Annotated in this window: 26 protein-coding genes; 18 read left to right on the top strand and 8 right to left on the bottom strand. The window is 67.0% G+C overall.

Going from position 1 to position 25,480, the window contains the following annotated elements; translation table 11 throughout:
• Window positions 1-3: 3 nt before the first annotated feature.
• The 8 genes from FDZ84_RS32130 (at window position 4) to FDZ84_RS32100 (ending at window position 8,689) form a co-directional block, all read left to right on the top strand.
• On the top strand, window positions 4-1,533 hold the full coding sequence (locus FDZ84_RS32130; RefSeq protein WP_246869261.1) for an ABC transporter ATP-binding protein: 1,530 nt from the start codon (window positions 4-6) through the stop codon (window positions 1,531-1,533).
• A gap of 1,353 nt (window positions 1,534-2,886) precedes the next feature.
• Window positions 2,887-3,360, top strand: a complete 474-nt coding sequence (locus FDZ84_RS32125) for a cytochrome P450 (protein ID WP_168588912.1) — start codon at window positions 2,887-2,889, stop codon at window positions 3,358-3,360.
• 21 nt (window positions 3,361-3,381) lie between these two features.
• Window positions 3,382-3,588, top strand: a complete 207-nt coding sequence (locus FDZ84_RS32120; RefSeq protein WP_168588911.1) for a ferredoxin — start codon at window positions 3,382-3,384, stop codon at window positions 3,586-3,588.
• 261 nt (window positions 3,589-3,849) lie between these two features.
• Window positions 3,850-4,614, top strand: coding sequence for a transposase family protein (locus tag FDZ84_RS32115; RefSeq protein ID WP_168584374.1), 765 nt, complete (start codon window positions 3,850-3,852; stop codon window positions 4,612-4,614).
• A gap of 36 nt (window positions 4,615-4,650) precedes the next feature.
• Complete coding sequence (locus FDZ84_RS32110; RefSeq protein ID WP_168588910.1) at window positions 4,651-5,676, top strand: styrene monooxygenase/indole monooxygenase family protein; 1,026 nt, start codon at window positions 4,651-4,653, stop codon at window positions 5,674-5,676.
• Window positions 5,677-6,952: 1,276 nt separating this feature from the next.
• Window positions 6,953-7,084, top strand: coding sequence for a hypothetical protein (locus tag FDZ84_RS40220; protein WP_256413597.1), 132 nt, complete (start codon window positions 6,953-6,955; stop codon window positions 7,082-7,084).
• 312 nt (window positions 7,085-7,396) lie between these two features.
• Window positions 7,397-8,437 (top strand): IS630 family transposase, encoded by a 1,041-nt coding sequence (locus FDZ84_RS32105; RefSeq protein ID WP_168585154.1) that lies wholly within the window; start codon window positions 7,397-7,399, stop codon window positions 8,435-8,437.
• A gap of 39 nt (window positions 8,438-8,476) precedes the next feature.
• Window positions 8,477-8,689 carry a helix-turn-helix domain-containing protein gene (locus FDZ84_RS32100; protein WP_168588909.1) on the top strand — a complete coding sequence of 71 codons (213 nt, stop codon included), beginning with the start codon at window positions 8,477-8,479 and terminating at the stop codon, window positions 8,687-8,689.
• Window positions 8,690-8,764: 75 nt separating this feature from the next.
• Here the strand turns inward: FDZ84_RS32100 and FDZ84_RS32095 are convergent, their stop codons facing one another.
• The gene (locus FDZ84_RS32095) at window positions 8,765-9,523 is read right to left on the bottom strand and encodes a haloacid dehalogenase type II (RefSeq protein ID WP_168588908.1); all 759 of its coding nucleotides are present in this window, start codon (window positions 9,521-9,523) and stop codon (window positions 8,765-8,767) included.
• A 120-nt stretch (window positions 9,524-9,643) separates the two neighbouring features.
• The gene (locus FDZ84_RS32090; RefSeq protein WP_168588907.1) at window positions 9,644-10,768 is read right to left on the bottom strand and encodes a glutamate--cysteine ligase; all 1,125 of its coding nucleotides are present in this window, start codon (window positions 10,766-10,768) and stop codon (window positions 9,644-9,646) included.
• Between the two features lie 408 nt (window positions 10,769-11,176).
• Here FDZ84_RS32090 and FDZ84_RS32085 point away from each other — a divergent pair, with 408 nt between their 5' ends.
• Genes FDZ84_RS32085 through FDZ84_RS32075 form a run of 3 tightly spaced genes read left to right on the top strand, consistent with a single transcriptional unit; the run spans window position 11,177 to window position 12,767 of the window.
• On the top strand, window positions 11,177-11,386 hold the full coding sequence (locus tag FDZ84_RS32085) for a hypothetical protein (protein WP_044573530.1): 210 nt from the start codon (window positions 11,177-11,179) through the stop codon (window positions 11,384-11,386).
• On the top strand, window positions 11,383-11,922 hold the full coding sequence (locus tag FDZ84_RS32080) for a DUF6879 family protein (RefSeq protein WP_168588906.1): 540 nt from the start codon (window positions 11,383-11,385) through the stop codon (window positions 11,920-11,922). Before FDZ84_RS32085 ends, FDZ84_RS32080 begins: the two co-directional genes overlap by 4 nt.
• On the top strand, window positions 11,919-12,767 hold the full coding sequence (locus FDZ84_RS32075) for a helix-turn-helix transcriptional regulator (protein WP_168588905.1): 849 nt from the start codon (window positions 11,919-11,921) through the stop codon (window positions 12,765-12,767). Before FDZ84_RS32080 ends, FDZ84_RS32075 begins: the two co-directional genes overlap by 4 nt.
• A gap of 60 nt (window positions 12,768-12,827) precedes the next feature.
• Here FDZ84_RS32075 and FDZ84_RS32070 read toward each other — a convergent pair whose 3' ends face one another.
• Window positions 12,828-13,562 (bottom strand): methyltransferase domain-containing protein, encoded by a 735-nt coding sequence (locus FDZ84_RS32070; protein ID WP_168588904.1) that lies wholly within the window; start codon window positions 13,560-13,562, stop codon window positions 12,828-12,830.
• A 201-nt stretch (window positions 13,563-13,763) separates the two neighbouring features.
• On the opposite strand from FDZ84_RS32070, the gene FDZ84_RS32065 reads away from it, so the two are divergent.
• Window positions 13,764-15,077: an MFS transporter gene (locus FDZ84_RS32065; protein ID WP_168588903.1), complete on the top strand. Its 1,314-nt coding sequence runs from the start codon at window positions 13,764-13,766 to the stop codon at window positions 15,075-15,077.
• Window positions 15,078-15,115: 38 nt separating this feature from the next.
• Here FDZ84_RS32065 and FDZ84_RS32060 read toward each other — a convergent pair whose 3' ends face one another.
• Entirely contained in the window at window positions 15,116-15,835 is a 720-nt protein-coding gene (locus FDZ84_RS32060; RefSeq protein ID WP_168588902.1) for a flavodoxin family protein, read from the bottom strand.
• A gap of 404 nt (window positions 15,836-16,239) precedes the next feature.
• Between FDZ84_RS32060 and FDZ84_RS32055 the strand changes: the two genes are divergently transcribed.
• Window positions 16,240-16,659: a hypothetical protein gene (locus FDZ84_RS32055; protein ID WP_168588901.1), complete on the top strand. Its 420-nt coding sequence runs from the start codon at window positions 16,240-16,242 to the stop codon at window positions 16,657-16,659.
• Between the two features lie 224 nt (window positions 16,660-16,883).
• Here the strand turns inward: FDZ84_RS32055 and FDZ84_RS32050 are convergent, their stop codons facing one another.
• Window positions 16,884-17,888 (bottom strand): aldo/keto reductase family protein, encoded by a 1,005-nt coding sequence (locus FDZ84_RS32050; RefSeq protein WP_168588900.1) that lies wholly within the window; start codon window positions 17,886-17,888, stop codon window positions 16,884-16,886.
• Window positions 17,889-18,156: 268 nt separating this feature from the next.
• Here FDZ84_RS32050 and FDZ84_RS40215 point away from each other — a divergent pair, with 268 nt between their 5' ends.
• Entirely contained in the window at window positions 18,157-18,285 is a 129-nt protein-coding gene (locus FDZ84_RS40215) for a hypothetical protein (protein WP_256413596.1), read from the top strand.
• Window positions 18,286-18,320: 35 nt separating this feature from the next.
• Here the strand turns inward: FDZ84_RS40215 and FDZ84_RS32045 are convergent, their stop codons facing one another.
• The 3 genes from FDZ84_RS32045 to FDZ84_RS32035 all read right to left on the bottom strand — a co-directional run bounded on the left by FDZ84_RS32045 (window position 18,321) and on the right by FDZ84_RS32035 (window position 21,430).
• The gene (locus FDZ84_RS32045) at window positions 18,321-19,172 is read right to left on the bottom strand and encodes an ABC transporter permease (RefSeq protein WP_168588899.1); all 852 of its coding nucleotides are present in this window, start codon (window positions 19,170-19,172) and stop codon (window positions 18,321-18,323) included.
• Window positions 19,173-19,421: 249 nt separating this feature from the next.
• On the bottom strand, window positions 19,422-20,387 hold the full coding sequence (locus tag FDZ84_RS32040; RefSeq protein WP_168588898.1) for an ABC transporter ATP-binding protein: 966 nt from the start codon (window positions 20,385-20,387) through the stop codon (window positions 19,422-19,424).
• Entirely contained in the window at window positions 20,387-21,430 is a 1,044-nt protein-coding gene (locus FDZ84_RS32035; RefSeq protein ID WP_168588897.1) for an outer membrane lipoprotein carrier protein LolA, read from the bottom strand. Before FDZ84_RS32035 ends, FDZ84_RS32040 begins: the two co-directional genes overlap by 1 nt.
• 153 nt (window positions 21,431-21,583) lie before the next feature.
• Between FDZ84_RS32035 and FDZ84_RS32030 the strand changes: the two genes are divergently transcribed.
• From FDZ84_RS32030 to fahA, 4 genes are all read left to right on the top strand, one after another.
• Entirely contained in the window at window positions 21,584-22,108 is a 525-nt protein-coding gene (locus FDZ84_RS32030; protein WP_168588896.1) for a MarR family winged helix-turn-helix transcriptional regulator, read from the top strand.
• A gap of 98 nt (window positions 22,109-22,206) precedes the next feature.
• Window positions 22,207-23,415, top strand: coding sequence for a homogentisate 1,2-dioxygenase (locus FDZ84_RS32025; RefSeq protein WP_168588895.1), 1,209 nt, complete (start codon window positions 22,207-22,209; stop codon window positions 23,413-23,415).
• The gene (locus FDZ84_RS32020) at window positions 23,412-24,278 is read left to right on the top strand and encodes a hypothetical protein (protein ID WP_246868578.1); all 867 of its coding nucleotides are present in this window, start codon (window positions 23,412-23,414) and stop codon (window positions 24,276-24,278) included. The genes FDZ84_RS32025 and FDZ84_RS32020 overlap by 4 nt, the downstream gene beginning before the upstream one ends.
• Complete coding sequence (fahA, locus tag FDZ84_RS32015) at window positions 24,275-25,447, top strand: fumarylacetoacetase (protein WP_168588894.1); 1,173 nt, start codon at window positions 24,275-24,277, stop codon at window positions 25,445-25,447. The genes FDZ84_RS32020 and fahA overlap by 4 nt, the downstream gene beginning before the upstream one ends.
• The last annotated feature ends 33 nt before the right edge of the window (window positions 25,448-25,480 follow it).

The following is a 25,480-nucleotide window of genomic DNA, read 5'->3' as shown; positions in this document are numbered from 1 at the left end:
GTCGTGAACGTCCGCAACCTCACCGTCGTCGTCGACGACGACCGCGAGATCGTGTCCGGGGCGTCGTTCGCCCTGGCCGCGGGTGAGGTGACCGCGCTCGTCGGTGAGTCCGGCAGCGGGAAGACGACCACGGCGCTGGCGCTGCTCGGTGAACAGCCGGCCACAGCGCGCGTCACGGGTCACGTCGAAGTCGCCGGCTTCGAGGTGGATGCCGACCACCCGCCGGAACCCGGTCTCGTCGGCTACATCCTGCAACAACCGTCGGCGTCGTTGAACCCGGTCCGTCGCATCGGACCGGTGCTGCATGAGATCGCCCGCCTGCACGTCCACGCCGATACCCGCGCGGACCGTAAGCGGCTGGTGCGCGCCCGGTTGCTCGAAGCGCTGCGCCAAGCGCAGCTGCCGGATGGTGAGAAGCTGCTGCGCCGCTACCCGCACCAGCTCTCCGGCGGGCAGCAGCAGCGCGTCGTGCTGGCCCACGAGCTCATCGGCCGCCCGCGCGTCCTCGTCGCCGACGAGCCGACCACCGGGCAGGACGCGGTCACCCGCGGCCGGCTCGTCGATGAGCTGAGAGCCGTTGCGGCGCGAGGAATCGCAGTCCTGCTGCTGACCCACGACCTGGACCTGGTGCGGACACTGGCGCACCAGGTGCTGGTCATGAGCAGCGGCAACATCGTGGAATCCGGGCCGAGCCAAGAGGTGCTCGGTTCACCCCAGCACCCGTACACGAAGCGCCTGATCGCCGCGCAACCCGATCTGGCCGCCGCAGGGAGCCCCGCTGAGACGGGCCGACCGCTGGTGGCGGTCCGGGAAGTGACCGCTGGCCACGGCCGGGTGGATACGTTGCACGAGGTCACGCTGGACATATACGCCGGCGACAAGCTCGCGGTGGTGGGGCGTTCAGGCAGCGGCAAGACAACGCTCGCGCGCTGCATCGCGGGCCTGCACCCGTACCGCGCGGGTGAGATCCGGCTGGGTGGCGAGACGCTGTCACCCCGGCTCCGCAGACGCACGAGGGACCAGCTGGCCCGGATCCAGTACGTGTTCCAGGACGCCAGGGCGTCGTTCAACGAGTTCGTCCCGGTGCTCGACCAGATCGCCCGAACCGCCGAAAGGCTGCGCGGCGCAACAGGTCCGGCGGCCCGCAACCGCGCGATCGAAGGCCTCGCCCGCTTCGGCGTCCCGGAGTCCAGCGCGGCGCGCCTGCCCCGCTGCCTGTCGGGCGGGGAACTCCAGCGGGCGGCCCTGGTGCGCGCGTTGCTCAGCGAACCGGACCTGCTGATCTGCGACGAGATCACCTCGGGTCTGGACGCCGTGACCCAAGCCGAACTGCTCGAAGCGCTGAACCAGTTGCACCGGGACGCAGGCAGCGCGTTGGTGATGATCACCCACGACCTCGCGGTGGCGACGAGCCTGGCGAACCGACTCGTGATCGTGTACGGAGGAAGAATCGCCGAACACGGTGGAACCGCGGAGGTCCTCGCCAACCCGAAGCACCAGGCCACCGTTGAACTCGTCGAAGCAGCAACGTAAACACAGGAGGTAGCGTCCCAGCGTTCTGCACCATGACATGGGATCGGCCATGGCTATCCGATTGAACCGGTGAGTTCAGCTCGGGTTATCCTGCGGGCGTGAGCCAGGCGGACACTTTGGCGACGTGGGGGCGCAGCGCCACGCGCGGTCGCATCGACAAGCGCCAGGCGATCCTGCAGGCCTTCGCACCAGAACGGGACTAAGGCCTGTTTCGAAAGTGGTTTGCGTAGCGGTGCGGGTAGCGGAACCTCAGAGGCCTTCTCACTGCGGGATCCCCGACATCATGAATGCCCAATTCACCGCGTCGGGGACTGGCCTCGCCGAGAGCCCTTCGGCGGGCACAGCCCCTGAGAACCCGCGGCGGTGCCAGTTGAGTCCCACACCGCAAGCGGCTGCCGCCGCTTATAAAACACGTCCTAGGCCCGGCGATCATGGGCCAGTAGGGCGGGCGTTGCGGATCTGTGCGTCGCGCCGAATCGAGCGCTTCCCGGTAATACCTGATGGCTTCGTCCAGATCCGCCGGGTGGAACGTCGGCTTCGAACCACAGGTGCATGGCGTTGCCGAGGTTTTTCACGGCGGCGCGCATTGCGCATCGTTGGGCGGAATCTCCTCCATTATCTGTACTGCCTCTACCCCTGTGAGGGTTGTGAGTTCAGTGGCGTTGACACGCCGGTGCCTCAGCTTCGCCAGACTCTCCCACCCACAGCGCTAAACGCAACAGTGTTGGCCTTGACCGGAAAGCAAGTCACGCGTTCGCCGAGGATTCATCCGTTGGCAACACGGCTGACGTCAAACGACCAACGAGATCCGACAGCAGAATCAATATCGCCAGGTCAACCGATTATTTCAGTCGGTGAGCCCGACGCCCGCAATACGCAGAACCACACCGCTTGAGGCCGATCGGAGTATGCAAGATCGTGCATAAGGGTTAAAATTCACTGGTATAGATGGGCGATTGCGGGATGGTCCAGATTCAGGCAGTGTTCGAGTCGTCGGTATATACCAGCCGGAGTGATCAAAGTGAATGCTGATGCAATATAGGCCGATCTTTGGCAGCAATGTCGCATGGCGCCGTGAAATCGAGTCATGCCAAAAATTCGCGTGGAGCAGTCGTGACTGGTTGACAACTCGTCGGATCAGCGGCGCTAGCCTTTCAAGTCACCGCCTGAGGTTCCGTCATGAGACTCCTGACCAAGCCGATACACGCCGCTTTCTCAGGCGTTAGCCTGCTCGCGGAAGCAGCTGATCGACTAGCTGGAAACCAACTGCTGCGACAGCGCATCAACCACAAGGCGTGATCTTTCAATAAACGCGACCAAGATCCAAGCGAGACGCGCTCGGCGGGTGAGACCGTGGCCGGAGCTTTTAGCCTGAGTGTCTTTGCCCTTCTACGAGATGCCGACCAGTTGGCTATGTTAAAGGAAGATCCTAGTCTATTTAAGCCTGCTGTCGACGAGCTTCTTCGTTTCTTCACGGTTATTCAGGGTGACGGTCGAGTTGCCTCGGAAGATGTCGAGGTGGGTGGACAACTGATCGCCAAAGGCGACGCGGTAATATTCAGCCTACTGTCTGCCAATCATGACGAAAGCGTTTTCCCTGACGCGGCTACGATTGATTTGCATCGTGACGCGCGGCGACATTTCGCATTCGGCCTCGGTGTTCATCAATGTATCGGTCAAGCTCTAGCCAGAGTTGAGTTGGAAATAGCCTTGGCTAGCTTGTTCCGTCGTTTTCCCACATTGCGACTTGCGACCGAAATCGAGAATATTCCTTTTCGTGGCGACATGCTCGTATATGGCGCGTACGAAATGCCGGTGACATGGTAGCCTTGAGTCAAGGGTGTTGAAATGAAGATAAACATTGATCGTAATCTTTGTTATGGTACCGGCAGGTGTGCGGAAACTTTGCCAGAAGTTTTCGGTCAGGATCCACGTGACGGGCTGGTGGTTTTACTTGTTGACAGCCCGCAGGCGGTTGATGGCGATGACGTGCGATTTGCTGCCCAATTCTGCCCTTCGGGCTGTATCTCGATAGAGAATGACGACCAGGTTTAATTAATGATTGTTCGACCTATCGAATTGGGATGGGCATCATGATCGGTGCTGCTCGTAGCGCCACTATTGTCGGCGCCGGCCAGGGAGGGCTTCACCTGGCGTATGGGTTAATGGCCAGCGGTTGGAAGGTTCGGCTCATCGCCGATCGCACCCCTAGTCAGAGCGTTATTCAGGCAGCGGGTGATCACCCCAAAATAGAGCAACGACCCCAACCAGGTAAGATCGTTTTCTCCCAAAGAAGACGACTTAAAGGTAGGGCCGTTGCGTTATCAGTCTACTACAGGGCTTGCTGCTGACCAGATCGAGGAGCTTGTCGTGCGTATCTGGCAGATCGTCCAGTGTCGCGGCAAGCAACCGTGGCCTCTGACGGTGGGACTGTATCGGGCTGTCGTGATCACTTTGGTGTATGTCCGACAGAATTTAAACCAGGCAGCTGTCGGCGATTTATTCGGTCTGAGCCAGCCGACTGTATCGCGGATCTATCGAGGGATTCTTCCCTTGATCGGGGAGGCATTATGTCTGCACATTCCAGATCTCAAGGATGCCATCCGTGGCCGACTCGTCCTGGTCGACGGAACCGATGTCCCGACCGGCAACCGCGCTGGTCACGAGGTCAACTACTCCGGCAAGCGCCGCCGCGCAGGCCTCAACATCCAGATCGCAGCAGATACCGATGGTGACCTGTTGGGAATATCCGCGCCGATGCGCGGCTCGATGCATGACCGCAAAGCATTCGACGAGTGCGGTTGGGAAGATCGCCTCTCGGACACCCCTACTATCGCCGACCCCGCATACCAAGGGACTCACGCGATCACTCCACGCAAGAAACCCAAGGGCGGTGAACTCTCCACAAACGACAAGTCGAACAACAAGACCATCTCCTCAATACGGTCTGCCGTCGAGCGATGCATCGCCCACGTAAAGAACTGGAAAATACTCGCCACCGGCTATCGGGGACGCCTCGCCGAACTGCCTACCATCATCCGCATTATCGCAGCGCTCGAATTCTACCGCCTTGGGTGGTAACGCTCGTGAATAACGCTCAACAACTCGGCGTGCGGGGTGGACTTCGCCCTAAGTGCCAACGGCGCCGACATAGACGTGCACTTCCAAGGCGACTTCGAGGCTCCGGCCATAGCAGTGGACACGCGCTTGAAATGTTCACGGGCCCTGGAGACATTCATCCGTCGCAACGGAAACGTAGTCTACCACTCCGCCGGCGTGAAGGACTTGGAAGAGTGGGCTGAGCAGGACGATGCGGTGTTCGTCGCAACAGGTAGGGGAGCACTGTCCGGTCTATTTGAACTGGACGAGGCTCGCACCGTCTACGAGAAGCCGCAACGAGAACTGCTGTTGCTTATTGTTCGTGGCATACAGGCTCCCAAAGAGGAGAACGTCGGCCGTATCAAGTTCTGTTTCAACCCCGAACACGGCGAACTCTTCTATGGCCCGCAGGTCCATTTTACCAACACGCCGGTATACCAGGTGCTCATCGAGGCTCGTCCCGGCGGCGCGATGGACCGCTTCGCGGGGATCAGCGACGGAGAGCAGGCATTGAAGGTTGCTCAGTCGATTTTTGCCGACTTCGCAGGTTGGGAGGCCGACAATGTCAGCGGCATGCGGCTAGCTGATCCGAAGGCATGGCTGCGCGGAGCGGTGCGACCGCTCGTCCGTAAACCGGTCGCGACGCTGCCCAGCGGTCGACCTGTCTTTGGAATTGGTGACGTGCTAATGGTTTTAGATCCTGCTGCGCGACAAGGAGGTAATGCCGCTGCCTGGGGGATCGACGACTTGCTCGAGGGCCTGCGCGAACCGGATGGCCCAGTAGTGCGGCGGGATTGGTACGAGGACCGATTCGAACAGTTCTGGGCGCGCGAGGGGAGACATTTTTCGACGTTCTCGAACATGCTCATCGAGCCTCCGAACGAAGCGATTCAGACCCTATTTGGCGCGTCGTTGCGGTCGCGTGTGGTCGCGGACCGCTTGGTCTCGACCTTCGCGCATCCCAAAGTCCTGATGTCCTACATTGACTCCGTCGAATCGGCCGAGCGTTTCGCTCGCGAAGCCGAACAGAGTGTTCGTCTGTAACCGCCTTTGTCATGCTCGTGAAGCGCCACCAGGCTGCTTAGTGCTCCAACAGTACTTTGAGATCTTTGCTGGTCGGGGTGGTGTGGGGACGGGCGCGGCCACCGTTGATCATGGTGTTGGTGAGGACAACCAAAGATCAGGCGGTGACCGCTGCCGTCAGCGTAGACCTTGCCGGGTCGGCATTTCGTGGCTTATGACGAGCGTGCGGTAACGCCGAAAGGGCTTATGTGACCGTGCGTAGCCCGGGTGCTCTGTCCCGGTGCTCCTGATAATTTCGCGACATCGTGATCCATGACGCCTCCCGTCTTGTAGGTAAGTGCCGAGGAGGCGGAGGAGCTACGAGGCGGATCGTCGTGAAGGGGCGGCTGGCCGCGTTTGCGGACGGGTGGCGTCGTGACTTGGTCGGCCAGGAATACGCGCTGGACACGATCTGTGATCGCGTGCATCTCCTGGCCGACCTGAGTGACTGGCTCGAGAGTCAGGGATGGACGCCGCTGATCTCACCGGGCAGGTGGCGGAGGAGTTCCTGCGTGTTCGCCGGGCGGCGGGTCCCCGGATTGGTGTCACACACCGCGCGAAATCTGTAGTGGGCAACTCAATCACCGCTCCGCCCACAAAAATCTGACACTCTCGGACAAGAGGGTGACACCGCATACCTTGCAGCATTCGGCGCGATGCGCGACAACGCCTCGGTTGTCTCCGGGTGCGCAGCGAGATCACGGCTTCGCACCATGTGCTGGAGCGCGGCGATGACCACCTCCTGGCTCGCTGCCTGCGGACCTCCCGGCGAACTGGTCATCAAGCTCCACTTCGTTCAGGCACATCGGTGACAGGTGACAGGGTGCGGCCGGTCCGACCGCTTTGGCATCCGCCGAACGGCGTGTCCGGTCGCCCGGCACCCGCCCGGCCGGTGTCGTTCGCCGATCGGTGCAGTGGAAATGCCTGGAGCGCAGGCGGAAACGCGAGGTCGGTCCGGAGGTGGCAGGTTGCTCCCGCGCCGAGGTTAATCGCTTGACCGACCCGCCACCGTCCGGCAGATCGAGGTGTAATACCTTGACCTCGAGTTTGCTTGGAGAACCCGTGCCTGGCGAACCCGGCTCGTTGACCGACGATGTACGTCGATGAGGAGGCCGAAGATGTTCCGCACGAACACGCCGGGCACCCCGAGCGGTCTTCCCCGCCGCATTGCCCGCCGACAGTGGACTGATTCGGAATCCCGGCTCGATGTACGAGAATTCGCTGCTCCGTCGATGGAGAGTTGAGAGGAAGGAAACGCGTGTCGATTCAAGAATCCAATGTGGAGGACCGGGAGGACCTGGAGGGCGCGGAGGACGCGTCGAATGAACTATCTGTGTTCGAGGCGGAATTCGATCTGGACGAGAGCCACCTGGTGCGCGGCTACAACTGACGCGCCGGTCGGTCAGCTCGTCGGCTGGTGGGGGCCGAGCACCCGGCGGGTGTAGGCCATGTGGTCCCGCATCAGCTGTTCGGTTCGAAGCACATCCCATTCGCGGCGCCCCGTCCGGTGTGGACATTGGAATCCGGTCGAGCGCGATCGTCCGGGCAAGCACCAAAGCCCTGCGCCCCGCCCGGTGTTGGCTAAGCAGGTTGCCAGAAGTTGTGTCTGTTACTGATGTGAGACCCCTTGTGAACGTGAAGAACCTCGTCGGGTTGGATCTGGTCACCACAACTGGATCGACCCGACGAGGCCACAACAAGTATGCGCCCGGCACACATCTACGCCGACCTGACCCCCGCACAGCACCGCGATCTGATCACCGCCCTGCACCGGCAGTGGCGTGTCGCCGCCCGCATCGTCATGATCCTGCTGTCCGCAGCCGGGATGAGTGCCCCCGAAATCGCCGAACTACTGCACTACGACCCAGTCACCGTGCGGCGATGGATCAGCCGTCACACCCGCGACGGCATCGACGGGCTGCCCGACCGGCCGCGCAGTGGACGGCCCCGCCTGGGCAGCCCACGGCTCGGGCAACGCATCCGAAACCTGTTACAGACCCCGAAAGCCTGGACCACCAACCGTGTCTGGCGTGCGGCCGGGCGACCACAGATGAGCCTGCGCACCTTCTACCGGCGGCTGCGCGAACAAGCCACTTGGTGCCGCCCCCGCCTGATCGCCAAAGGAGACCCCGACCACGACACCATCTGCGCCGACATTCAGACCCGCATCGCTGCTCTCCCCGCCGGATCGGTCGTACTGGCCGAAGACGAAACCCACCTCGACCTACTGGCCCGAGTCCGGGCCTGCTGGATGCCCGCCGGCCTGCGACACAGGATTCTCACTCCCGGCAGCAACGTTCGCCGCACCGTGCACGGCGCCGTCAACCTCGCTACCGGGGCCTGGCACCACCACATTTCGGTGAAGAACGTCTCCGTGGTGTTCTGCTACTTCCTCCAACTCCTGCTCGACGCCTACCCCAACGCGCCGGTCGTGGCCGTTGTCTGCGACAACGGATCCACCCACCACAGCGGGATCACCAAGCGGTGGCTGGCCGAACACCCGCGCCTCATGCTGATCGAGGGCGCGAAGTACAGCCCGCAGGACAATCCGGTCGAGCGAGTCTGGGCCGGGCTCAAACAGTGGATCGCCAACACCGCACCCGCCACCATGGCCGACCGTGTCCGGCAAACCCACGCCTACTTCCGCGGTCGCACCCCCGAACAAACACTCGCCACTGCAGCCCCCTGGACCACGCCCTGGCTACCCGAAGGTTTCGGACAAGACTTTTGGCCAGGTGCTTAGGATTGCCGGGTAAGCGCGACCAGCACGGCAAGGCGGCGGATGAGCGTGGCAGACACCCGAGAATCCTCGGTTGCGGGTGCCCACACCCTCGACCGGGGAATCCGCATCCTCTGGCACTTGGCTGAGCGGCCGAACGGCGAGACGCTGACCGAGATGGCGCGCTCGCTGGGGATCAACCGCAACGCGCTGCACCGGTGCTGGAGGTGCTCGCCGCGCACAAACTCGGCCATGCACCGGTGGCGGCGCGGATGACCTTGGCGTGCGATTGCGCGGTTTCCCGTGAGTACTTTTGGGCGCTATGGCACCCAAAAACGCTCACGGTGGTGGTCAGGCGGTGACGTGGTCGCGCAGCTGGGTCGCCAGGTCGCGGATGTCGCGGGCGATGACGTCCCAAGCGTCGGTGGCGTGCAGGTCGGACCGCTGGGTGGTTCCGAACTCCCGCGGTCGCGCGACGAACGCCGTCCGAAGACCCGCGCTGCGGGCTGCGGCCAGGTCCGAGTTGTGCGCCGCGCACAGCATGACCCGGTGCGGCGGCAGGTCGAGCAGCCGCGCCGCGCCGAGGTAGGCGTTCCGGTCCGGCTTGTAGGACCGGGTCACGTCCGAGCCGATGATGACGTCCCAGGGCAGCCCGGCGTGCTTGGCCATGTTGGTCAGCAGTGCGAGGTGCCCGTTGGACAGCGGGCCGATGATGAAATGCCGCTTGAGCTCGGTCAGCCCGGGCACGCTGTCCGGCCAGCCGTCCAGCCGGTGCCAAGCCCGGTTGAGCCATTCCACGTCGGCCGCCTCGATCCGCTCGATGGGCACGCCCATCTCCTCGGCCGTGGCGATCAGGTTCTCCCTGTGCAGCTCGTCCAGGTTGCGGAACTCCCGGGCGCCGCTGCGGATGGGCTCCAACGAGCGCTGGTAGCGCGCTCGCCACCGCAGCGCGAACTCGGCGGCGTCGACCTCGAATCCGTACCGGTAGGCGATCGCCTCCACGGCGTCGGTCACGCCGGACTTCCAGTCGACGACGGTGCCGAAGGTGTCGAAGAGAACGGCGTCGACGATCCGCTGCGGAGCTGCCGGAGCTCCCGGTCCGATCGCCATCGCTGGACCTCCCTCGTTGGGCCGCGCTTCGCTGATCGACACTAGCAAGGAGGCGGGACGGAGATCCACTCAGCGAGATCTGCTCGACAGCGCTCTCGGAGGTCCTATGTGGACAACGTCCTACCTCGGCGGGGTGGCGCGGGTCTGCTCGGCGAGCAGCGCGATGACGTCGGCGATGTCGTTGTGGCGGGCGTGCGCCAAGCGCTGGCGGTGAGCGCCGCTGCCATTCCGCAGCACGCGGTCGAGGAGGTCGGTCACCAGTCGGGTGTCTCCGCTGGCGTCCAGGGCGGGCAGCGCCGCCTCGACTGTCTCGTCCAGGAGGGATCGCGCAGGTCTGAGCTCCCCGGTCACGTCCAGGCCCCGCCCCTCCAGTCCGTCGTGCGCGGCGCGCCACGTGGCGAGGCGGAGGTGCTCGTCGGGGAGTTCGGGTGCGGGGCGGTCCTCGGCGATGTCGTGCAGTGCCGCTGCGGCCAGTGCGCGCACCAGGAGCGCTAGCAGGAGTACTTCTTCCGCTGTGGCGACGGCGTCCGCCACCCGCACTTCCAATGTGGACAGATGCGGTGCGGGGCGGGCGAACCAGTAGACCATGGCGTGGTCCAGCGCGGCGCCGCTGGCCAGCAGCGCGTTGACGGCGCGTTGGTAGGAGGCCGGATTCCGGTGCATCGGCGGCGGTCCGGCAGACGGCAGCCGGGACCAGACGACCGTGCGCCAGCTGGCGTGGCCGGTGTCCCGGCCGTCGTAGAACGGGGAGTTCGCGGTGAGCGCGAGCAGCGCCGGGAGGTGCGGGCGCAGGTGGTTGGACACCTCGAGGCTGGTGGCCAGGTCGGGCATACCGACGTGGACGTGGCAGCCGGTGGTGGTGTGCGAGTCCAGCAGCTGCCCGAAGTGGTCGATGATGCGCCGGTATCGGGGAGTGTCGGTGATCGGGACGGGGTCGGGGATGCCGAGCGGGGAGTACCCGGTGGAGACCAGCCGCAGCTTGTGCCGATCGGCCGCGGCGACGAGGGCGCGCCGGGCCGCGAGTAGGTGTTCGTGGGCTTCGCCGGCGGTGCGGCAGACTGGGGTGTTGGATTCCAGCTGGAAACGGGCGAACTCGGTCTTGAAGGTGCTCGTGGCGTCGCCTTCGACCGCCGGGATGTCGCCCAAGACCTCGGCGGCTCGTGGCGCCGGGCGGCCGGTCTCGGTATCCAGCAGCAGGAACTCCTCTTCGATCCCGAACGTGGGGAGGGGTGAGCCGCGATGCATCGGATGCCCTTTCCGGCGGCTCGCCTTGTCAGTCTACTGTGGACGAATTGGTCGGGCCGGCCCGGTGCGAGTCGGGGTTCAACACCGGGCCGGGGATTTTTGGGGACCGGGACCAGGGGGGGCGGGCCGGCGCGCCGGAGCACGCGTTCGTCGGGAACTGAGTGATCCTCACGCGCTCGGCCGCCTCTCGGTCTCCCCGTTCTCGGTCGCGATTTGAAGTATGGAGAAGCCGGCTCGCGCATTTCAAGCAATCCGCGCAACAACCCGGTAATTCCAACCCGAACGGCCCAGTTGATCACGACAGTTGCATCACCCGGTTCGGCTGTTTGAGTTGCGCGACGGGCCGACGCTTGACCGAATGCAGGTATTGCACAGACGATGCATGAGTCTCCGAACAAGGAGGAGCAAGTGAAGTTGACCTTCCAGGGAACGACGTCGCACGCCGGTACCTGCCCCACGCTGTACAGCACCGACCAGGGAACCTACGTCGTCCAGGGCTACAAGGTCACCGATCCGGAAGCGCTTGCCGCACTTAGGGAGCGCGGTCTTCCCGACCACGAGACCGCGGTTGAGGTTCCAGCTGCTCTGCTCGACTTCGTGCCGAAGGCGGCGCCGTGAGTACCTGGGTGTTACCCGGCGCGGAGTTCGAGGAACTCCTGCGCTCGTTCCGGCACCGGGCATGGCGGTGGGAATGCCAGGGCACCTACCGCCAGCCCGCCGAAGCCGAACCCTGGCGCCGCTGGCGGGCCGGCGAACCGGACGACCTGACCTGGCTGCGGCCCTGGCTCGAGGAGGTCGCGGCCGCGACCCGCGCGGGCCGGATCTTCTCCCGGGTCCGGGTCTTCCGGGAGCCACCCACCGAATACCAGCGCTGGCAGCTCGACGTCAGCCCGGCCAACATCGCCGCCGGTGAGGACCTGCGGGTCCTCACCCAGGCCGAGGCGGACGCGCTGGGCCTGCCAGCCCGCGATTTCTGGCTCTTCGACGAGACCAAGGTCGCGTTGATGCACTTCGAGAACCAGCGCTTCGCTGGCACCGAGATCATCGCCAGCCCTGGGGAGGTGAACCGGTATCGGGCCTGGCGGGACATCGCATGCGATCATGCGATTCCGCTGATGGTTTACCTGCACGACCTGACCCAGAGGAGCCGGTGACCGACTTCGACACTCGCCGCCTGGCGTTCGGCGACGCGCTGCGTCGGCTGCGCCTCGCGGCCGGGCTGTCCGGGAAACAGCTCGCTCAGCAAGCCGGGTGGACGTCGTCCAAGGTCTCGCGGGTGGAGACGGCGAAGCAGTCCGTCTCCGACGCGGACGTGGTCACCTACTGCCGGCTGACCGATGCTGCCGACGATGTGGTGGCCGAGCTGCGGCAGGAGCTGCGCGAGATCCGCATCGAGGCAGCGAGCTGGAAGCGCCAGCTGCGCACCGGGAATCGCGCCCGACAGGAGTACAGCCAGCAGCTCGAGCACGGCGCCGAGCGCATCCGGCTGTTCGAGATCGCGCTGGTACCCGGTCTGGTGCAGACCGCCGAGTACGCCCGGCACGTCTTCGAGGTGGTTGCGGACCTGCACCAGAGCCCGCGGGACGTCACCGAGTCGGTCGAACGGCGAATGTCCCGCCAGAGCGTGCTTTTCAGCCCGCGGACGGCGGTCGAGATCCTTTGTTCGGAGGCCGCGCTGCGGCATCCCATCGCCCCGCCTCAGGTCATGGTCGCCCAGCTGGACCGGCTGCTGGCCCTCGCCGGCATGTCGACGATGCGACTGGCGATCCTGCCGCTGGACGCGCAGCTGACGGCGGTTCCGCTGCACGGCTTCGTCATCATCGACAACCTCGCGCTGGTGGAGACGGTCAACACGGAGATGACCGTCACCGAGGCCGGAGAACTGGCGCGGTTCCACCGCCTTTTCGACGCTCTGTCGGCAGCGTCGTTGGCGGATGCTGCGGCCCGCTCGCTTTTGCAGCGGCTCATCGCGCACTATGCCGCGGCCGACCAGCCGTGAGTTTTTGGGCCGGTCGCGCGGCCCGTCCGCGGCTCCGCCGCGAAACGTCCATTGTGGAAACTACGCCGTCCGTCGAGCGGTGATCCACAGCACCGGGCCGCTGCGGTGAGTGTGCACGGCTCCCACTCCGGCGTCCTGCAGCGACTCGGCAACCTCGGCGGCGTCGAAGAACTCCAGGCCGGACCGCTCGCCGACCAACTTCGCCGCGTGGTGCAGCAGGCTGCCGCGCGGCGTCGGCACCATGACCGCGATCCAGCCGGCGGGGGCGAGCACCCGTGCCATCCCGGCCAGCACCTCGTGCGGGTCGGGGATCAGCTGCAGCGCGGCGAAGCTGGTGACGAGGTCGAAGGTGCCGTCGGGGAACGGTAGCTCGCGCGCGTCGGCGCGGATGAACCCGACGTTGCCGGTGCTCTCGGTGCGGGCGGCCCGCGCGAGCATCGCCCTGGAGACGTCGATGCCGATCGCGAGCCCGGTCGGGCCGACGGCGCTCCCCAGCCGGGCGGTGACGTTGCCGGGCCCGCAGCCGATGTCCAGCACCTGCCCACCGGTGGGCGGATGTGCCCGGGTGGGCAGCCCGAACCACATCGGGAGCACGCGCCGGGCGAGTGACTGCGCGTGGTCGTAGAGGGCCGAACCGGCGCTCGATTCCCAGAACGACTGGATCGGGCCGGACGGCGCCTCGCCCTGCGCGCCGAGCAGGTCCAGGTATCCGCGACTGGTGTCCGGATGCTCCGGTGCGGGCGTCAACAACGGCAGCACCCGCTCGAAAACCGCAGGCACGGACTGGTCGGTCATGCGCACCTCCCGCTGGTCGGCACCACCCAGCCTAGGGTGACGGCGCCACCAGCGGCCAGTCGTCCGGGCCGGACGCCGCAGGGCCTGCAACGCCCCGACGAAATTTCGCGGTTCGAGATCTTCACAGCGCGCGTTCCAGGGGAGAGGATTTACCGGCTTCGGCGCCGTTCGCGCCGTCCGCCCGGTCATGGAGGAGTGCCCATGTCTACCGCTGTCAGCTCGCCACCCACCGCGGTGCCCAAGGGGCGCATCGTCGCGGCGAGCTTCATCGGCACCGCCATCGAGTTCTACGACTTCTACATCTATGGCACCGCGGCGGCGCTGGTGTTCGGCCACTTGTTCTTCCCGACGTTCTCGCCGCTGGCGGGCACGCTCGCGGCGTTCGCCACCTTCGGCGTCGGGTTCATCGCCAGGCCGGTCGGGGCCGTGGTGTTCGGCCATTTCGGCGACCGCGTCGGTCGCAAGACGATGCTGATCGTCTCGTTGCTGCTGATGGGGACCGGCACCGTGGCGATCGGTCTCCTGCCGACATTCGAGACGATCGGCGTCGCGGCGCCGATCTTGCTGGTGACCTGCCGGTTCGTGCAGGGTTTCGGGCTAGGCGGTGAGTGGGGCGGCGCGGTGCTGCTGGCTACCGAGTACGCGCCGGAGGGCAAGCGCGGGCTGTGGTCGAGCTTCCCGCAGGTCGGTCCGGCGGTCGGCTTCGTCATCGCCGGTTCCGCTTTCCTGGTGCTCGGCGGAACCATGTCGGAGGCGTCGTTCGACTCGTGGGGCTGGCGGGTGCCGTTCCTGGCCAGCGCGCTGCTGATCATCGTCGGCTACTACATCCGGATGAAGATCGCGGAGACGCCGGTGTTCGAGAAGGCCATGCGGGAGCAGGAGAAGGCCAAGGCGCCGATCGTCGAGGTCTTCAGGCGCCAGCCCAAAACCCTGTTGCTGGCGACCTGTTCGTTCATCCTCGCGCACACGCTGTTCTACACGATCACCACGTTCTCGCTGTCCTACGGTACCGAGGTGCTGCACCTGAGCAAGAACATGCTGCTGATCTGCGCGATGATCGCGGTCGCGGTGATGGGCATCGCCACCCCGGCCCTGGCGATGTACTCGGACCGGGTCGGTCGGCGCCGGGTCTGCCTGGGTGCCGCGATCCTGGCGATCGCGTGGGCGTTCCCGCTGTTCGCCCTGATCAACACGAAGCAGCCGGTGCTGATCGCCATCGGCATGTCGGTGGGCATGATCGCGTTCGCGGCCCTGTTCGCGCCGATGGGCGCGTTCCTGCCGGAGCTGTTCGCGACCCGCTACCGCTACACGGGCTCGTCGGTGGCCTACAACGCCAGCAGCATCGTCGGCGGCGGGCTGAGCCCGATCCTGGCCACCCAGTTGATCGCGTGGACCGGCTCGTCGCTGCCGATCTCGGCCTACGTGGCGCTGATCGCCGTGATCTGCGCGGTGTGCGTCTGGTTCATGCGCGAGACCCGCGATGCCGACCTGACCGTCGAACAGACCGAGAGGTAGCGGGGAGCGGGAGTGGTCGCCGGCCACTCCCTGCCCGCTCAGCGGTGCTCGGGGTTCTCGAAGTGGGGGCGGCAGCCCGCGTCCCACTCCGCGCGCTGGTTGCCGTAGGCGGGGATGCCGCCCGCCCGGTCGAGCATCGCCGCCACGTGCATGAGGTTGTAGGTCATGAACGTGGTGTTGCGGTTGGTGAAGTCGTTCTCCCGACCACCGGAATCGGGGTCCAAATAGGACGGACCGGGGCCGATCGAGCCGATCCATCCGGCGTCGGCCTGCGGCGGGATGGTGTAGCCGAGGTGCTGGAGGCTGTAGAGGACGTTCATCGCGCAGTGTTTGACGCCGTCTTCGTTGCCGGTGATCAGGCAGCCGCCGACGCGTCCGTAGTAGGAGTACTGGCCGGCGTCGTTGAGCAGCGACGAGCAGCCGTAGAGCCGTTCGATGACGTGCTTCATCACGGAACTGTTGTCCCCGAGCCAGATCGGTCCGGCCAGCACCAGGATGTTCGCGGCCAGGACCCGCTGGTACAGCTGCGGCCATTCATCGGTGGCCCAGCCGTGCTCGGTCATGTCCGGCCAGACACCTACGGCGATGTCGTGGTCGACGGCGCGGATGCTGTCGACCTTGACGCCGCTGCTGCGCATGATTCCCGAGCTGAGTTCGAGCAGGCCTTCGGTGTTGCTGCGCTCCGGCGAGCGCTTGAGCGTGCAGTTGATGAACAGCGCGCGAAGGTTGTCGAAAACTGGTTCGGTCGCCTCGGTCATCGTCCTCGCCCCCCGGCAACGTCTCCCGAGCGGTAAGTGCAGCACCGAGCGCCGCACTGGGCAACTCGCCGAACGGGGGGAGCGGGCGGCGAGAGGAATGTTGATCCAGGTAACACCGATGGCGGGCAGCGTCTATTTAGCGGTGAGGCGGAAGCCCCGGTAATCGTCGGCGGCGATTTCGCGGCAGTGCTCGCGGTAGGTCCCGACGCCGCCGGTCGGCCACGTGCCGGGCGTAGTGCAGGATCTCCGGCTGGCGACGGGTAGCGCTCGGTCCACTGCCATTCCTGTTGCGGGAACCGGGGCCCGAGTAAGTTGCCGTCATGGTCTTGTCAGTATTGCGCTGGTGGGCGTCAAGGCGGCGGAAACTTCACGGACAACAACTTCCGGAGGCGTCTAATAGTCGGATGATGCGCTCGGAATCGCAGGTTCTGCCAGGAGGTTTCGGATATCCGCTCGGGTTCGCCAGCGGATTCGTGGTCGTCACGGCGTGCATCGCGGTGGACGAGACGGCCCGCCCCTCAGCCGTCGTGGTGCTGCTGGCGATCCTCGTCGCCATCGTCTCGGCCCTCACGACGGTGCCCGCAGCCACCGCGACCGCGGCGGTGTGCTGGGCCCTCTTCGCCACCTTCTCGATCGGCGTGCGAGGTGACCTCACCGTCGACCGGTCGACCGTCGTCGGGCTCTGCATCCTCCTGCTCGCCGCCGTGGTCGGGCTGATCGCGGGCGCTGTGTCGCGCGCGAGACGACGTCACTCGGCTGCGCAGTCCACGCCGTTCGTGCCGGCACCTCGCCAGCCGTCGGTGTGGGAGCGGCTCAGCCACTAAGGCCTGTTTCGAAAGTGGTTTGCGTAGCGGTGCGGGTAGCGGAACCTCAGAGGCCGTCTCGCGCTTGTGTTCCCCGACATCATGAATGCCAATTCACCGCGTCGGGGACTGGCCGCCGAGAGCCCTTCGGCGGGCACAGCCCCTGAGAACCTGCGGCGGTGCCAGTTGAGTCCCACACCGCAAGCGGCTGCCGCCGCTTATAAAACACGTCCTGGCCGCGCCGGTCACTTCCGCGCTTTCGGGGCGTTCTCGGCGGTCTTGCCCGGGTCGCGTTCGGCGACCGGGGCGAGGATCTCGTCCATGCGCCGCAACAGCTCGGCCTCCAGCTTCACCCCGGAGGCCGCGACGTTCTCGGTGATCTGCTCGGGCCGGGAGGCGCCGATGATGGCCGCCGAGACGTTCGGGTTCTGCAGCACCCAGGCCACCGCGAGCTGCGCCAGCGACAGCCCCGCCTCGTCGGCCAGCGGCTTGAGCAGCTGCACCCGTTTCAACACCTCGTCGCGGAGGAAGCGGGACACGAACGTCGCGCCGCCGTTCTCGTCCTTGGCGCGGGAACCCGCGGGTGGGGCGGCCCCGGGCACGTACTTGCCGGTGAGCACGCCCTGCGCGATGGGGGACCAGACGATCTGGCCGATGCCCAGCTCCGCCGAGGTCGGCTCCACCTCGTCCTCGATCACCCGCCACAGCGCCGAGTACTGCGGCTGGCTGGACACCAGCGGCACGTGCAGCTCCCGGGCCAGCGCGTGCCCGGCGCGGATCTGCTCGGCGGTCCACTCCGACACCCCGATGTAGAACGCCTTCCCGCTGCGGACCACGTCGGCGAACGCCTCCATGGTCTCCTCCAGCGGCGTTTCCGGGTCGAAGCGGTGCGCCTGGTACAGGTCCACGTAGTCGGTCTGCAGCCGCCGCAGCGAGGCGTCGATGGACTCCATGATGTGTTTTCGGCTGAGGCCGCGGTCGTTGCGGCCCGGCCCGGTGGGGAAGTAGACCTTGGTGAAGACCTCCAGGCCTGCGCGGCGCTCGCCCCGCAGCGCTCGCCCCAAGACGGCCTCGGCGCGGCCCGCGGCGTAGACGTCGGCGGTGTCGAACGTGGTGATCCCGGCGTCCAGTGCCGCGCGGATGCACGCGGTCGCGGCGTCCTCGTCGACCTGGGATCCGTGAGTGATCCAGTTTCCGTAGGCGAGTTCGCTGATGACCAGGCCGCTGCGGCCGAGATGGCGGAATTCCATGACTCCCCTTCGAACGCGGACGCGGACGGAGCCGAACTTACCCGCTCGGTCCGGCGCGGGCGACGTGCGTCGCGGAGGTGCCGATCGCGGCGAGCACCGAAATTTTCCTTGCGCAACCGGCGAGTAACGAGCAATGTGTCCGTCGCACGCTCCGGACGGGGCACGACCCCGGACGGCGTGCGGCCTGGCGGGACAACGGGGTCTTGCCAGGCGTCGGGTCTCGGGCGGGCGCGGTGGCGCCCGGCCCAGCAAGATCGAAGGGTTCTACGTGAGCCACGAACGGCAGCAACGACCACCTCGCCGGGCCCGCACGACCCCGGTCCTGGGGCGGGCCGGAACGACACGCGTGCTGCTGAAGGCCGCCTGGCTGGAGCTCCACGCGGTGCTCCAGCGCTGATGCCGGGTGCGGAGGCGTCGCCCGCCCCCGCACCGTCAGGCGTCCTTGGTGACCACGCGGGCGATGGTGGCGGACAGGCCGATCAGCAGGTAGCACCCCGCGCGGAACAGGCCGGTGACCAGCGTGTCGCCGCTCATCGGATCGCGCAGCACGTCCATCACCGCCGACCAGTCCGTGGTGATCAACACCGGCTGCAACCAGTCCAGGGCCGGGATCGTGCCGAGCACCCCGAACACGATCAGGCCGCCCATGGTGGCGGCCATGACCACCAGCGGGTGCTCGGTGAGCGACGAGATCGCCAGCGCGACCGCCCCCACGGCGGCCATCTGCACCGCGGACCACCCGGCCGCCAGCGCCACCCGGCCCAGCGCCGAACCGATCGGCAGCGTGGTGCCCGAGAGCGTGACCATGCCGTCGCCGCCGACGATGACGAGTCCGGTCAGAACACCGCTGACGGCGACGACGGTCACCGCGAGCACCGCCAGCACCAGCACGCCGAAGGCCTTGATGCCGACCAGCCGCACCCTGCCCACGGGCGCGAGCAGCAGGCCGCGCAGCGTGCCGTGCGAAGCCTCGCCGGCCAGCGCGTCCGCCGCGACCATCGCCACCACCAGCGGCAGTAGCAACGACTGCGCGAGCACGAGGGCCGCGACCGGCAGCACCAGCCCGTTCCCGGCCACGGCGGCGAGGATCGAACCGCCGCCGCGGCTGCCGGGTCCGCCGGTGATGGCGATCGCGGTGCCGAGCAGCACCGGAAGGCCTGCGAGCAGCAGGAGCGCCAGCAGGTTGCGTGGCCGGCGCAGCACCCATCGCAGCTCGGCGAGCAGGACTCGGCCCAGCGGGGCCGATGTCCGCGCTGTTGTCGTGACTGCAGCTGTCGCCGTCACCTGATCTCCAATCGGCGGATGCCCCGGCCTTCAGGCCGCGGCGGAGTCGATCCCTCGCGTCCGGTCGTGTAGTGACCGGCTATGCTGATCAACGTGCTGAGCGAGAACCAAGCCAGCATCAAAGACCTCCTTTGTTGGGGGACCGGGCGGGTTCCGTCTCGGCTGGCGTTGCGGACGTCAGACTTACTTGCCTGCTAGGCAAGTAAGCAGTCCGAGCCAGGAATCTTCCGCGTTCACACGGGAGAGGGTTCAAAGTTCCTCCTCGGTCAACCGGGCGAAGAGGTCCTCCAGCCCGGTCCGGGCGCGGCGCGCTTCTTGCACCGGCACCCCGGCGTGCACGAGTATCGCTACTACCTCGGAGGAGTCCACATCGGACAACTCGACGCGGACTGATCCGCTTTCCTCCCGCGCCGCCACGCCCTTGTCGTGCAGTGTCGCCACGGCTCCGGAAACGTCCGATGTGGACACCACGAGGTGCGGAGCGCCGGACTCCAGCATGGCGGCCAGCTCGCCCTGCGCGACCAGCGAACCCCGGTGCAGCACCGCGGCGTGCGTGCAGGTCGCCTCGATCTCGGTGAGCAGGTGCGAGGACACCAGCACGGTCGTACCCGCCTCGTGCAGTTCCGCGATGATCCGGCGGATCTCGCGGGTGCCTGCCGGGTCCAGGCCGTTGGTGGGCTCGTCGAGCACAACCAGCTCGCGCGGCACCAGCAGGGCTGCAGCCAGGCCCAACCGCTGCTTCATGCCGAGCGAGTAGCTCCGGTACCGCCGTCCGGCGGCGGCGTCCAACCCGACGCGTTCCAGCGCTTGTCCGACCACCCCGCGGATCTCCGGACCGCGCAGCGCCGGTTCCATAGCCGCGCAGCGGAGCAGGTTCTCCCGACCGGACAGGAACGGGTGGAAGCCGGGCCCTTCGACCAGCGCGCCGACCCGCGGCAGCACCCGTCCGCTGTGCTCCGGCAACCGGTGGCCCAGCAGCTCGACCTCGCCAGAAGTGGGGGCGGTGAGGCCGAGCAGCATCCGGATCGTGGTCGTCTTTCCCGAACCGTTGGGGCCGAGCACGCCGACCACCCCGCCGCGCGGCACCGCGAGGTCGACGCCCGCTACTGCGACGGTCGTGCCGTACGTCTTGCGCAGGCCCACGGTCCGCGCGGCGAGATCGCCCGCGGTGGGGGCGGCCGCAGCCGCCCCCACCGCTTCGACTGCGTTCGTCATCACGCCTCGCCGAGAGCGGCGGTGAGCACCTGCTCCGGCACCGCGCCGACCGCGACCCGGCCGTCGGAGGTCAGCAGGGCGTTGCCCGCCACGGTCCCGATGATCCAGCCGTTGCCCCACGGCCCGCTGATCGGCTTGCCGACCCGCTCGGCGATCTGGCGCGGGTCCTGGCCGTTCTGCTTCTCCTGCTGCGGCAGCTGAGCCACCAGGACCGAATCCCAGCCGTCGCCGACGACCTTGTGCTCGCCCTGCGGGTGGGCCGGGCGCTGCTGGGGCGAGTGCTCGGCCTTGCCGTCCTCCACCTTCGCGCCTGCGGGCGGGGTGAACTGGAACAGGGACGGGTCCGGCGTGCTCATGTCGACGCTGCTGAATCCGACCTGCAGCGCCGGGTCATTCGAGCCGTTGGTGAGCACCGAGAGCTCCAGCGGAACGCGCTTCTCCGCGTCCACCGCGACCCGCACCTCGCGCAGCAACGTGCGCTCGGTCGGCTTCGGCGTCAAGACCAGTTCGTAGGCGTCGCGGCCGGCGACGCTGGCCGTGCCGTCCACCTTGATGTCGCTGGTCTGGCGGAGCTTGTCGATGATCTCGCGCGCCGTCGCAGCAGGGTCAGCCGGGGCCGCGTGCTCTGCCGCTTCCGGCGCGTGCTCGGGGGAGCGGACGACCTTCTGCTCGGCGGAGTCCCACTTCCACACCGTCGAGCCGTCGTCGACGACGGTCAGCTCACCGTTGTGCGAGGGAACCGAAACACGGTGGTGGCCTTGGCCGTCGGCCCACACCTGGAACTTGCTGGTTCCGTTGGCGAGCATCTCGGAGGCCTGCCCCGCGCCGGGGATCGCGGGTAATCCGAGCGCGTTGTCCACCTCCACGGTGCCGGTCAGCGCCGGTGGCTGAGCCCGCATCACCGACTCCACCAGTTGCTCCGGTGCCACCTCGGGCAGCGCCGGGGCCGCACCCGCGCCGGCGGGCAGCGCCAGCATGGTCAAGCCCAGGACGCCCGCCGCGGCACCGGCGGTCGCCGCGTAAGCAACGTGCTTGCGTTTCATCAGATCCTCCTGTCGGGTCCTGTGACCAAGGGTGTCTGAAGGCAGCTGAGATAACGCTGAGAGCGGCCCGCAGGCTGAGAACCGGCTCAGGCTGGTGCTTTGCGAACGAACCTGAGATAGTTCATGTATTGATCAGTTCGGAATGGGGGTGCGATGGCCGCGAACGAGCTGGACTTCTGGTCCTTCGTCGAACTGGCGAACCATAGGTTGGCGACGGAGTACGGCTTCCGGCACCAGTTGGCCACCGAGGTGCTACTGACGCTCAACCGGGCGTCCAACATCGTCACCTACGACCTGGAGGCGGCGGTGCACCGGCCCCGCGGCCGGTCCTGGTCGGGCTTCCGGCTGCTGTTCGTCACCTGGCTGGCCGGCCCGCTGGAGGCAAAGAAGGCGGCCGAGCTGACCGGGATGAGCCGGGCCGCGGTATCGAACCTGACCAAGACGCTGGTCGCCGACGGGCTGCTGGACCGGGCGCCGGGCGAGCGCGACGGCCGTTCGGTGCTGCTGTCGCTGACCGAAGCCGGGCAGCAGGAGATGGTCGAGGTGTTCCGGGCGCAGAACGAGCGGGAGCACGAATGGACCAGCGTGCTCACGGAGACCGAGCAGCGCATCCTGATCATGCTGCTGGACAAGCTGATCACCAACCGCGACCAGTTCGACATCCGCGGCCGGAACTGATCTGTCCGGCTGTTGCGCGACCGGGCAAGTGGTAAATACATTAACTAAATGAAACGTCGGGGCGCCGATGCCCTGGACCGTTGCGAGGAGGCGGGTCGATGGCGTACTACCGGCAGGTCGGCGAGGTGCCGCCGAAGCGGCACACCCAGCACCGCAGGCCGGACGGCGGCCTGTACTACGAGGAGCTGATGGGGGAGGAGGGCTTCTCCAGCGACTCGTCGCTGCTGTACCACCGCAACCTCCCGTCGGCTCTGGTGGACTCGTCGGTCTGGGAGCTGCCCGGCCTTGAGACCGAGCCGAACCACCCGCTGCGGCCCCGGCACCTGAAGCTGCACGACCTATTCGGCGGCCAGGAGTGGAAGCGCCACGACGTCGTCACCGGCCGCCGGCTGGTCCTGGGCAACGCGGACGTGCGGATCTCCTACGTGGTCGCGGGCGAGGTTTCCCCGCTGTACCGCAACGGGATCGGCGACGAGTGCGTGTACGTCGAATCCGGCGAGGGCGTCGTGGAGACGGTGTTCGGCGCGCTGCCGTTCCGGCAGGGCGACTACGTGATCCTGCCCAGGGCGACCACGCACCGCTGGCTGCCGCAGGGCGACGAGCCGGTGCGGGCGTACTGCATCGAGGCCAACTCGCACATCACGCCGCCGCGCCGGTACCTGTCGAAGTTCGGCCAGCTGCTGGAACAATCGCCGTACTGCGAGCGCGACCTCCACGGCCCCACCGAGCCGGTCCTGGCCGACGGCACCGACGTGGCGGTGCTGGTCAAGCACCGCGGCAGCACCGGCAGCAGCGGCATCGTCGGCACCCGGTTCGTATACCCGGAGCATCCGTTCGACGTGGTCGGCTGGGACGGTTGCCTGTACCCGTACACCTTCAACGTATCCGACTTCGAGCCCATCACCGGCCGCGTGCACCAGCCGCCGCCCGTGCACCAGGTCTTCGAGGGCGACAACTTCGTGGTGTGCAACTTCGTGCCGCGCAAGGTCGACTACCACCCGCTGGCCATCCCGGTGCCGTACTATCACTCCAACGTGGACTCCGACGAGGTGATGTTCTACTGCGGCGGGGACTACGAGGCGCGCAAGGGCTCCGGAATCGGCCAGGGCTCGATCTCCCTGCACCCGGGTGGGCACTCGCACGGGCCGCAGCCCGGGGCGTACGAGCGCAGCATCGGGGTGGAGTTCTTCGACGAGCTGGCGGTCATGATCGACACGTTCCGCCCGCTGGAGCTCGGCGAGGGCGGTCGGGCGGCCGAAGATCCCGGCTACGCCTGGACCTGGGCGGGACGGGGGCCGAAGCAGTGAGCGTGCCCGATTTCGCGAACTCGTTGTGCGATGACGCCGCGGTGTTCCCGCCCGGCCTTTCGCCGCTGCCCGAAGCCGTAGCCGCGCACGCCAGGTACGCGGCTACCCCCTACGCGGAGCTGGTCGGGCCGCTGGTCCTCGCGGCACCGGCGCTCGCGGAGCTCGGCGGACTGCTCGAACCCGGCGGGACGCTCCGCCTCTCGGTCACCGCGCCGAACGGGCCGCGGCAGCTCCCGGCCGTGTTCGCGGCGGCCGAATCGCTGCCGGTGCGCCTGCGGGCGCTGGAGGTCGCGGTGCGCCCCGGGCAGGCTCCCGTGGAGTTCTTCGCAGAGCTCGACGGGGCCTGCGCGGCGGCCGACGACGTGACCGTATTCGTCGAGGTACCACGGGACGAGCGGCGCCCGGAAGTCATCGCCACCTGCGCGTCGACCCGCTACCAGGCAAAGTTCCGCACCGGCGGGGTGAAGGCCGAGCTTTACCCGGACGAGGCCGAACTGGCCGCCGCGATCCGGGCGGTCGTCGACGCCCGGGTGCCGTTCAAGGCGACCGCCGGACTGCACCACGCGATCCGCAACACCGACCCGAACACCGGCTTCGAGCAGCACGGCTACCTGAACCTGCTGCTGGCCACCGATGCGGCCGTGGATTTCGCCGACGAAACCGAGATCGCCGCCGTCCTCGCCGAACGGGACGAGCGCAAGATCGCAGAACGCGTCTCGAACCTGGACACCGCGCGGGTCGCGGCCGCCCGCGAGTTGTTCCTGTCCTTCGGCACGTGCAGCATCATCGAGCCGCTGACCGAGTTGATCGACCTGGGCCTGGTGCCGGCCCAGGTCCTTAGCGGAGAAGGAGCCGATTCTTGACCATGATCGACATCCCGGGTGGTTCGTTGTTCGGGCTCGACAACCTGCCCTACGGCGTGTTCTCCACGGCCGGCACCGAGCCGCGCGTCGGCGTCCGTGTCGGCGAGTCCGTTGTGGACTTGGCCGTGGCGCTGGGCGACGCGGTCTTCGCGCAACCGACGCTGAATGCGTTCATGGCGCAGGGGCACGCCAGGTGGGTGCAGGTGCGGCAGCAGATCACCGAACTAGTGTCGGGCGATGTGCCGGATGTGGCGGTGCACCCCGTCGCCGAGGTGACCATGCACCTGCCCATCGAGGTCGCCGACTTCGTCGACTTCTACGCCTCCGAGCACCACGCGTCGAACCTGGGCCGGCTGTTCCGGCCGGACGCCGAACCGCTGATGCCGAACTGGAAGCACCTTCCGGTCGGCTACCACGGGCGTAGTGGAACGGTCGTGGTGTCGGGCACCGACGTCGTCCGCCCCAGCGGCCAGCGCAAGGCGCCGGATGAGGACGTGCCGACGTTCGGCCCGTGCCGCCGCCTGGACATCGAGGCCGAGCTCGGTTTCGTCGTCGGCACCGGCTCCGAGCTGGGCACCGCCGTTTCTACCGAGGACTTCGCCACCCGGGTATTCGGCGCGGTGCTCGTCAACGACTGGTCGGCGCGCGACATCCAGGCGTGGGAGTACGTGCCGCTGGGCCCGTTCCTGGGCAAGAGCTTCGCCACGTCGATCTCGGCATGGGTGGTGCCGCTGCTCGCACTGGGAGCCGCGCGCGTCCCGATCCCGGCCCAGGACCCGAAACCCCTGCCGTACCTGCAGGAAGCCGAACCGTGGGGCCTGGACATCGACCTGGCGGTGTCCTGGAACGGCCACGAGGTCGCCCGCCCGCCGTACCGGGAGATGTACTGGTCCCCGGCCCAGATGCTGGCGCACATGACGGTCAACGGAGCCACCAGTCGAACTGGGGACCTCTACGCGTCCGGCACGATCTCGGGCGCGGAGAAGGACCAGCGCGGAGCATTCATCGAGCTCACCTGGGGAGGGAAGGAACCCGTCCAGGTCGGCGGCGAGCAGCGCACCTACCTCCAGGACGGCGACGAAGTGACGATCACGGCCACGGCTCCGGGGCCCGACGGCACCCGCCTCGGATTCGGCGAAGTTTCCGGCCGGATCCGCCCCGCCCGTTGAAATAGGTTGTACGGGTACCCGAGCAGACAAGCT

The sequence above is a fragment of the Saccharopolyspora sp. ASAGF58 genome (assembly GCF_012277335.1).
Classification (GTDB): Bacteria; Actinomycetota; Actinomycetes; order Mycobacteriales; family Pseudonocardiaceae; genus Saccharopolyspora; species Saccharopolyspora hattusasensis.
Note: the sequence above shows the minus strand (reverse complement) of the source record. Positions and strands in the feature narration are given on the sequence as shown.

What these genes read in the sequence shown, in the direction of transcription:
- FDZ84_RS32120 (WP_168588911.1), top strand. Translation starts at nt 3,382, where the DNA reads ATGAAGATAAACATTGATCGTAATCTTTGTTATGGTACCGGCAGGTGT.
- FDZ84_RS32105 (WP_168585154.1), top strand. Translation starts at nt 7,397, where the DNA reads ATGCGCCCGGCACACATCTACGCCGACCTGACCCCCGCACAGCACCGC.
- FDZ84_RS32100 (WP_168588909.1), top strand. Translation starts at nt 8,477, where the DNA reads ATGAGCGTGGCAGACACCCGAGAATCCTCGGTTGCGGGTGCCCACACC.
- FDZ84_RS32095 (WP_168588908.1), bottom strand. Translation starts at nt 9,523, where the DNA reads ATGGCGATCGGACCGGGAGCTCCGGCAGCTCCGCAGCGGATCGTCGAC.
- FDZ84_RS32090 (WP_168588907.1), bottom strand. Translation starts at nt 10,768, where the DNA reads ATGCATCGCGGCTCACCCCTCCCCACGTTCGGGATCGAAGAGGAGTTC.
- FDZ84_RS32070 (WP_168588904.1), bottom strand. Translation starts at nt 13,562, where the DNA reads ATGACCGACCAGTCCGTGCCTGCGGTTTTCGAGCGGGTGCTGCCGTTG.
- FDZ84_RS32065 (WP_168588903.1), top strand. Translation starts at nt 13,764, where the DNA reads ATGTCTACCGCTGTCAGCTCGCCACCCACCGCGGTGCCCAAGGGGCGC.
- FDZ84_RS32060 (WP_168588902.1), bottom strand. Translation starts at nt 15,835, where the DNA reads ATGACCGAGGCGACCGAACCAGTTTTCGACAACCTTCGCGCGCTGTTC.
- FDZ84_RS32055 (WP_168588901.1), top strand. Translation starts at nt 16,240, where the DNA reads ATGATGCGCTCGGAATCGCAGGTTCTGCCAGGAGGTTTCGGATATCCG.
- FDZ84_RS32050 (WP_168588900.1), bottom strand. Translation starts at nt 17,888, where the DNA reads ATGGAATTCCGCCATCTCGGCCGCAGCGGCCTGGTCATCAGCGAACTC.
- FDZ84_RS32040 (WP_168588898.1), bottom strand. Translation starts at nt 20,387, where the DNA reads ATGACGAACGCAGTCGAAGCGGTGGGGGCGGCTGCGGCCGCCCCCACC.
- FDZ84_RS32035 (WP_168588897.1), bottom strand. Translation starts at nt 21,430, where the DNA reads ATGAAACGCAAGCACGTTGCTTACGCGGCGACCGCCGGTGCCGCGGCG.
- FDZ84_RS32030 (WP_168588896.1), top strand. Translation starts at nt 21,584, where the DNA reads ATGGCCGCGAACGAGCTGGACTTCTGGTCCTTCGTCGAACTGGCGAAC.
- FDZ84_RS32025 (WP_168588895.1), top strand. Translation starts at nt 22,207, where the DNA reads ATGGCGTACTACCGGCAGGTCGGCGAGGTGCCGCCGAAGCGGCACACC.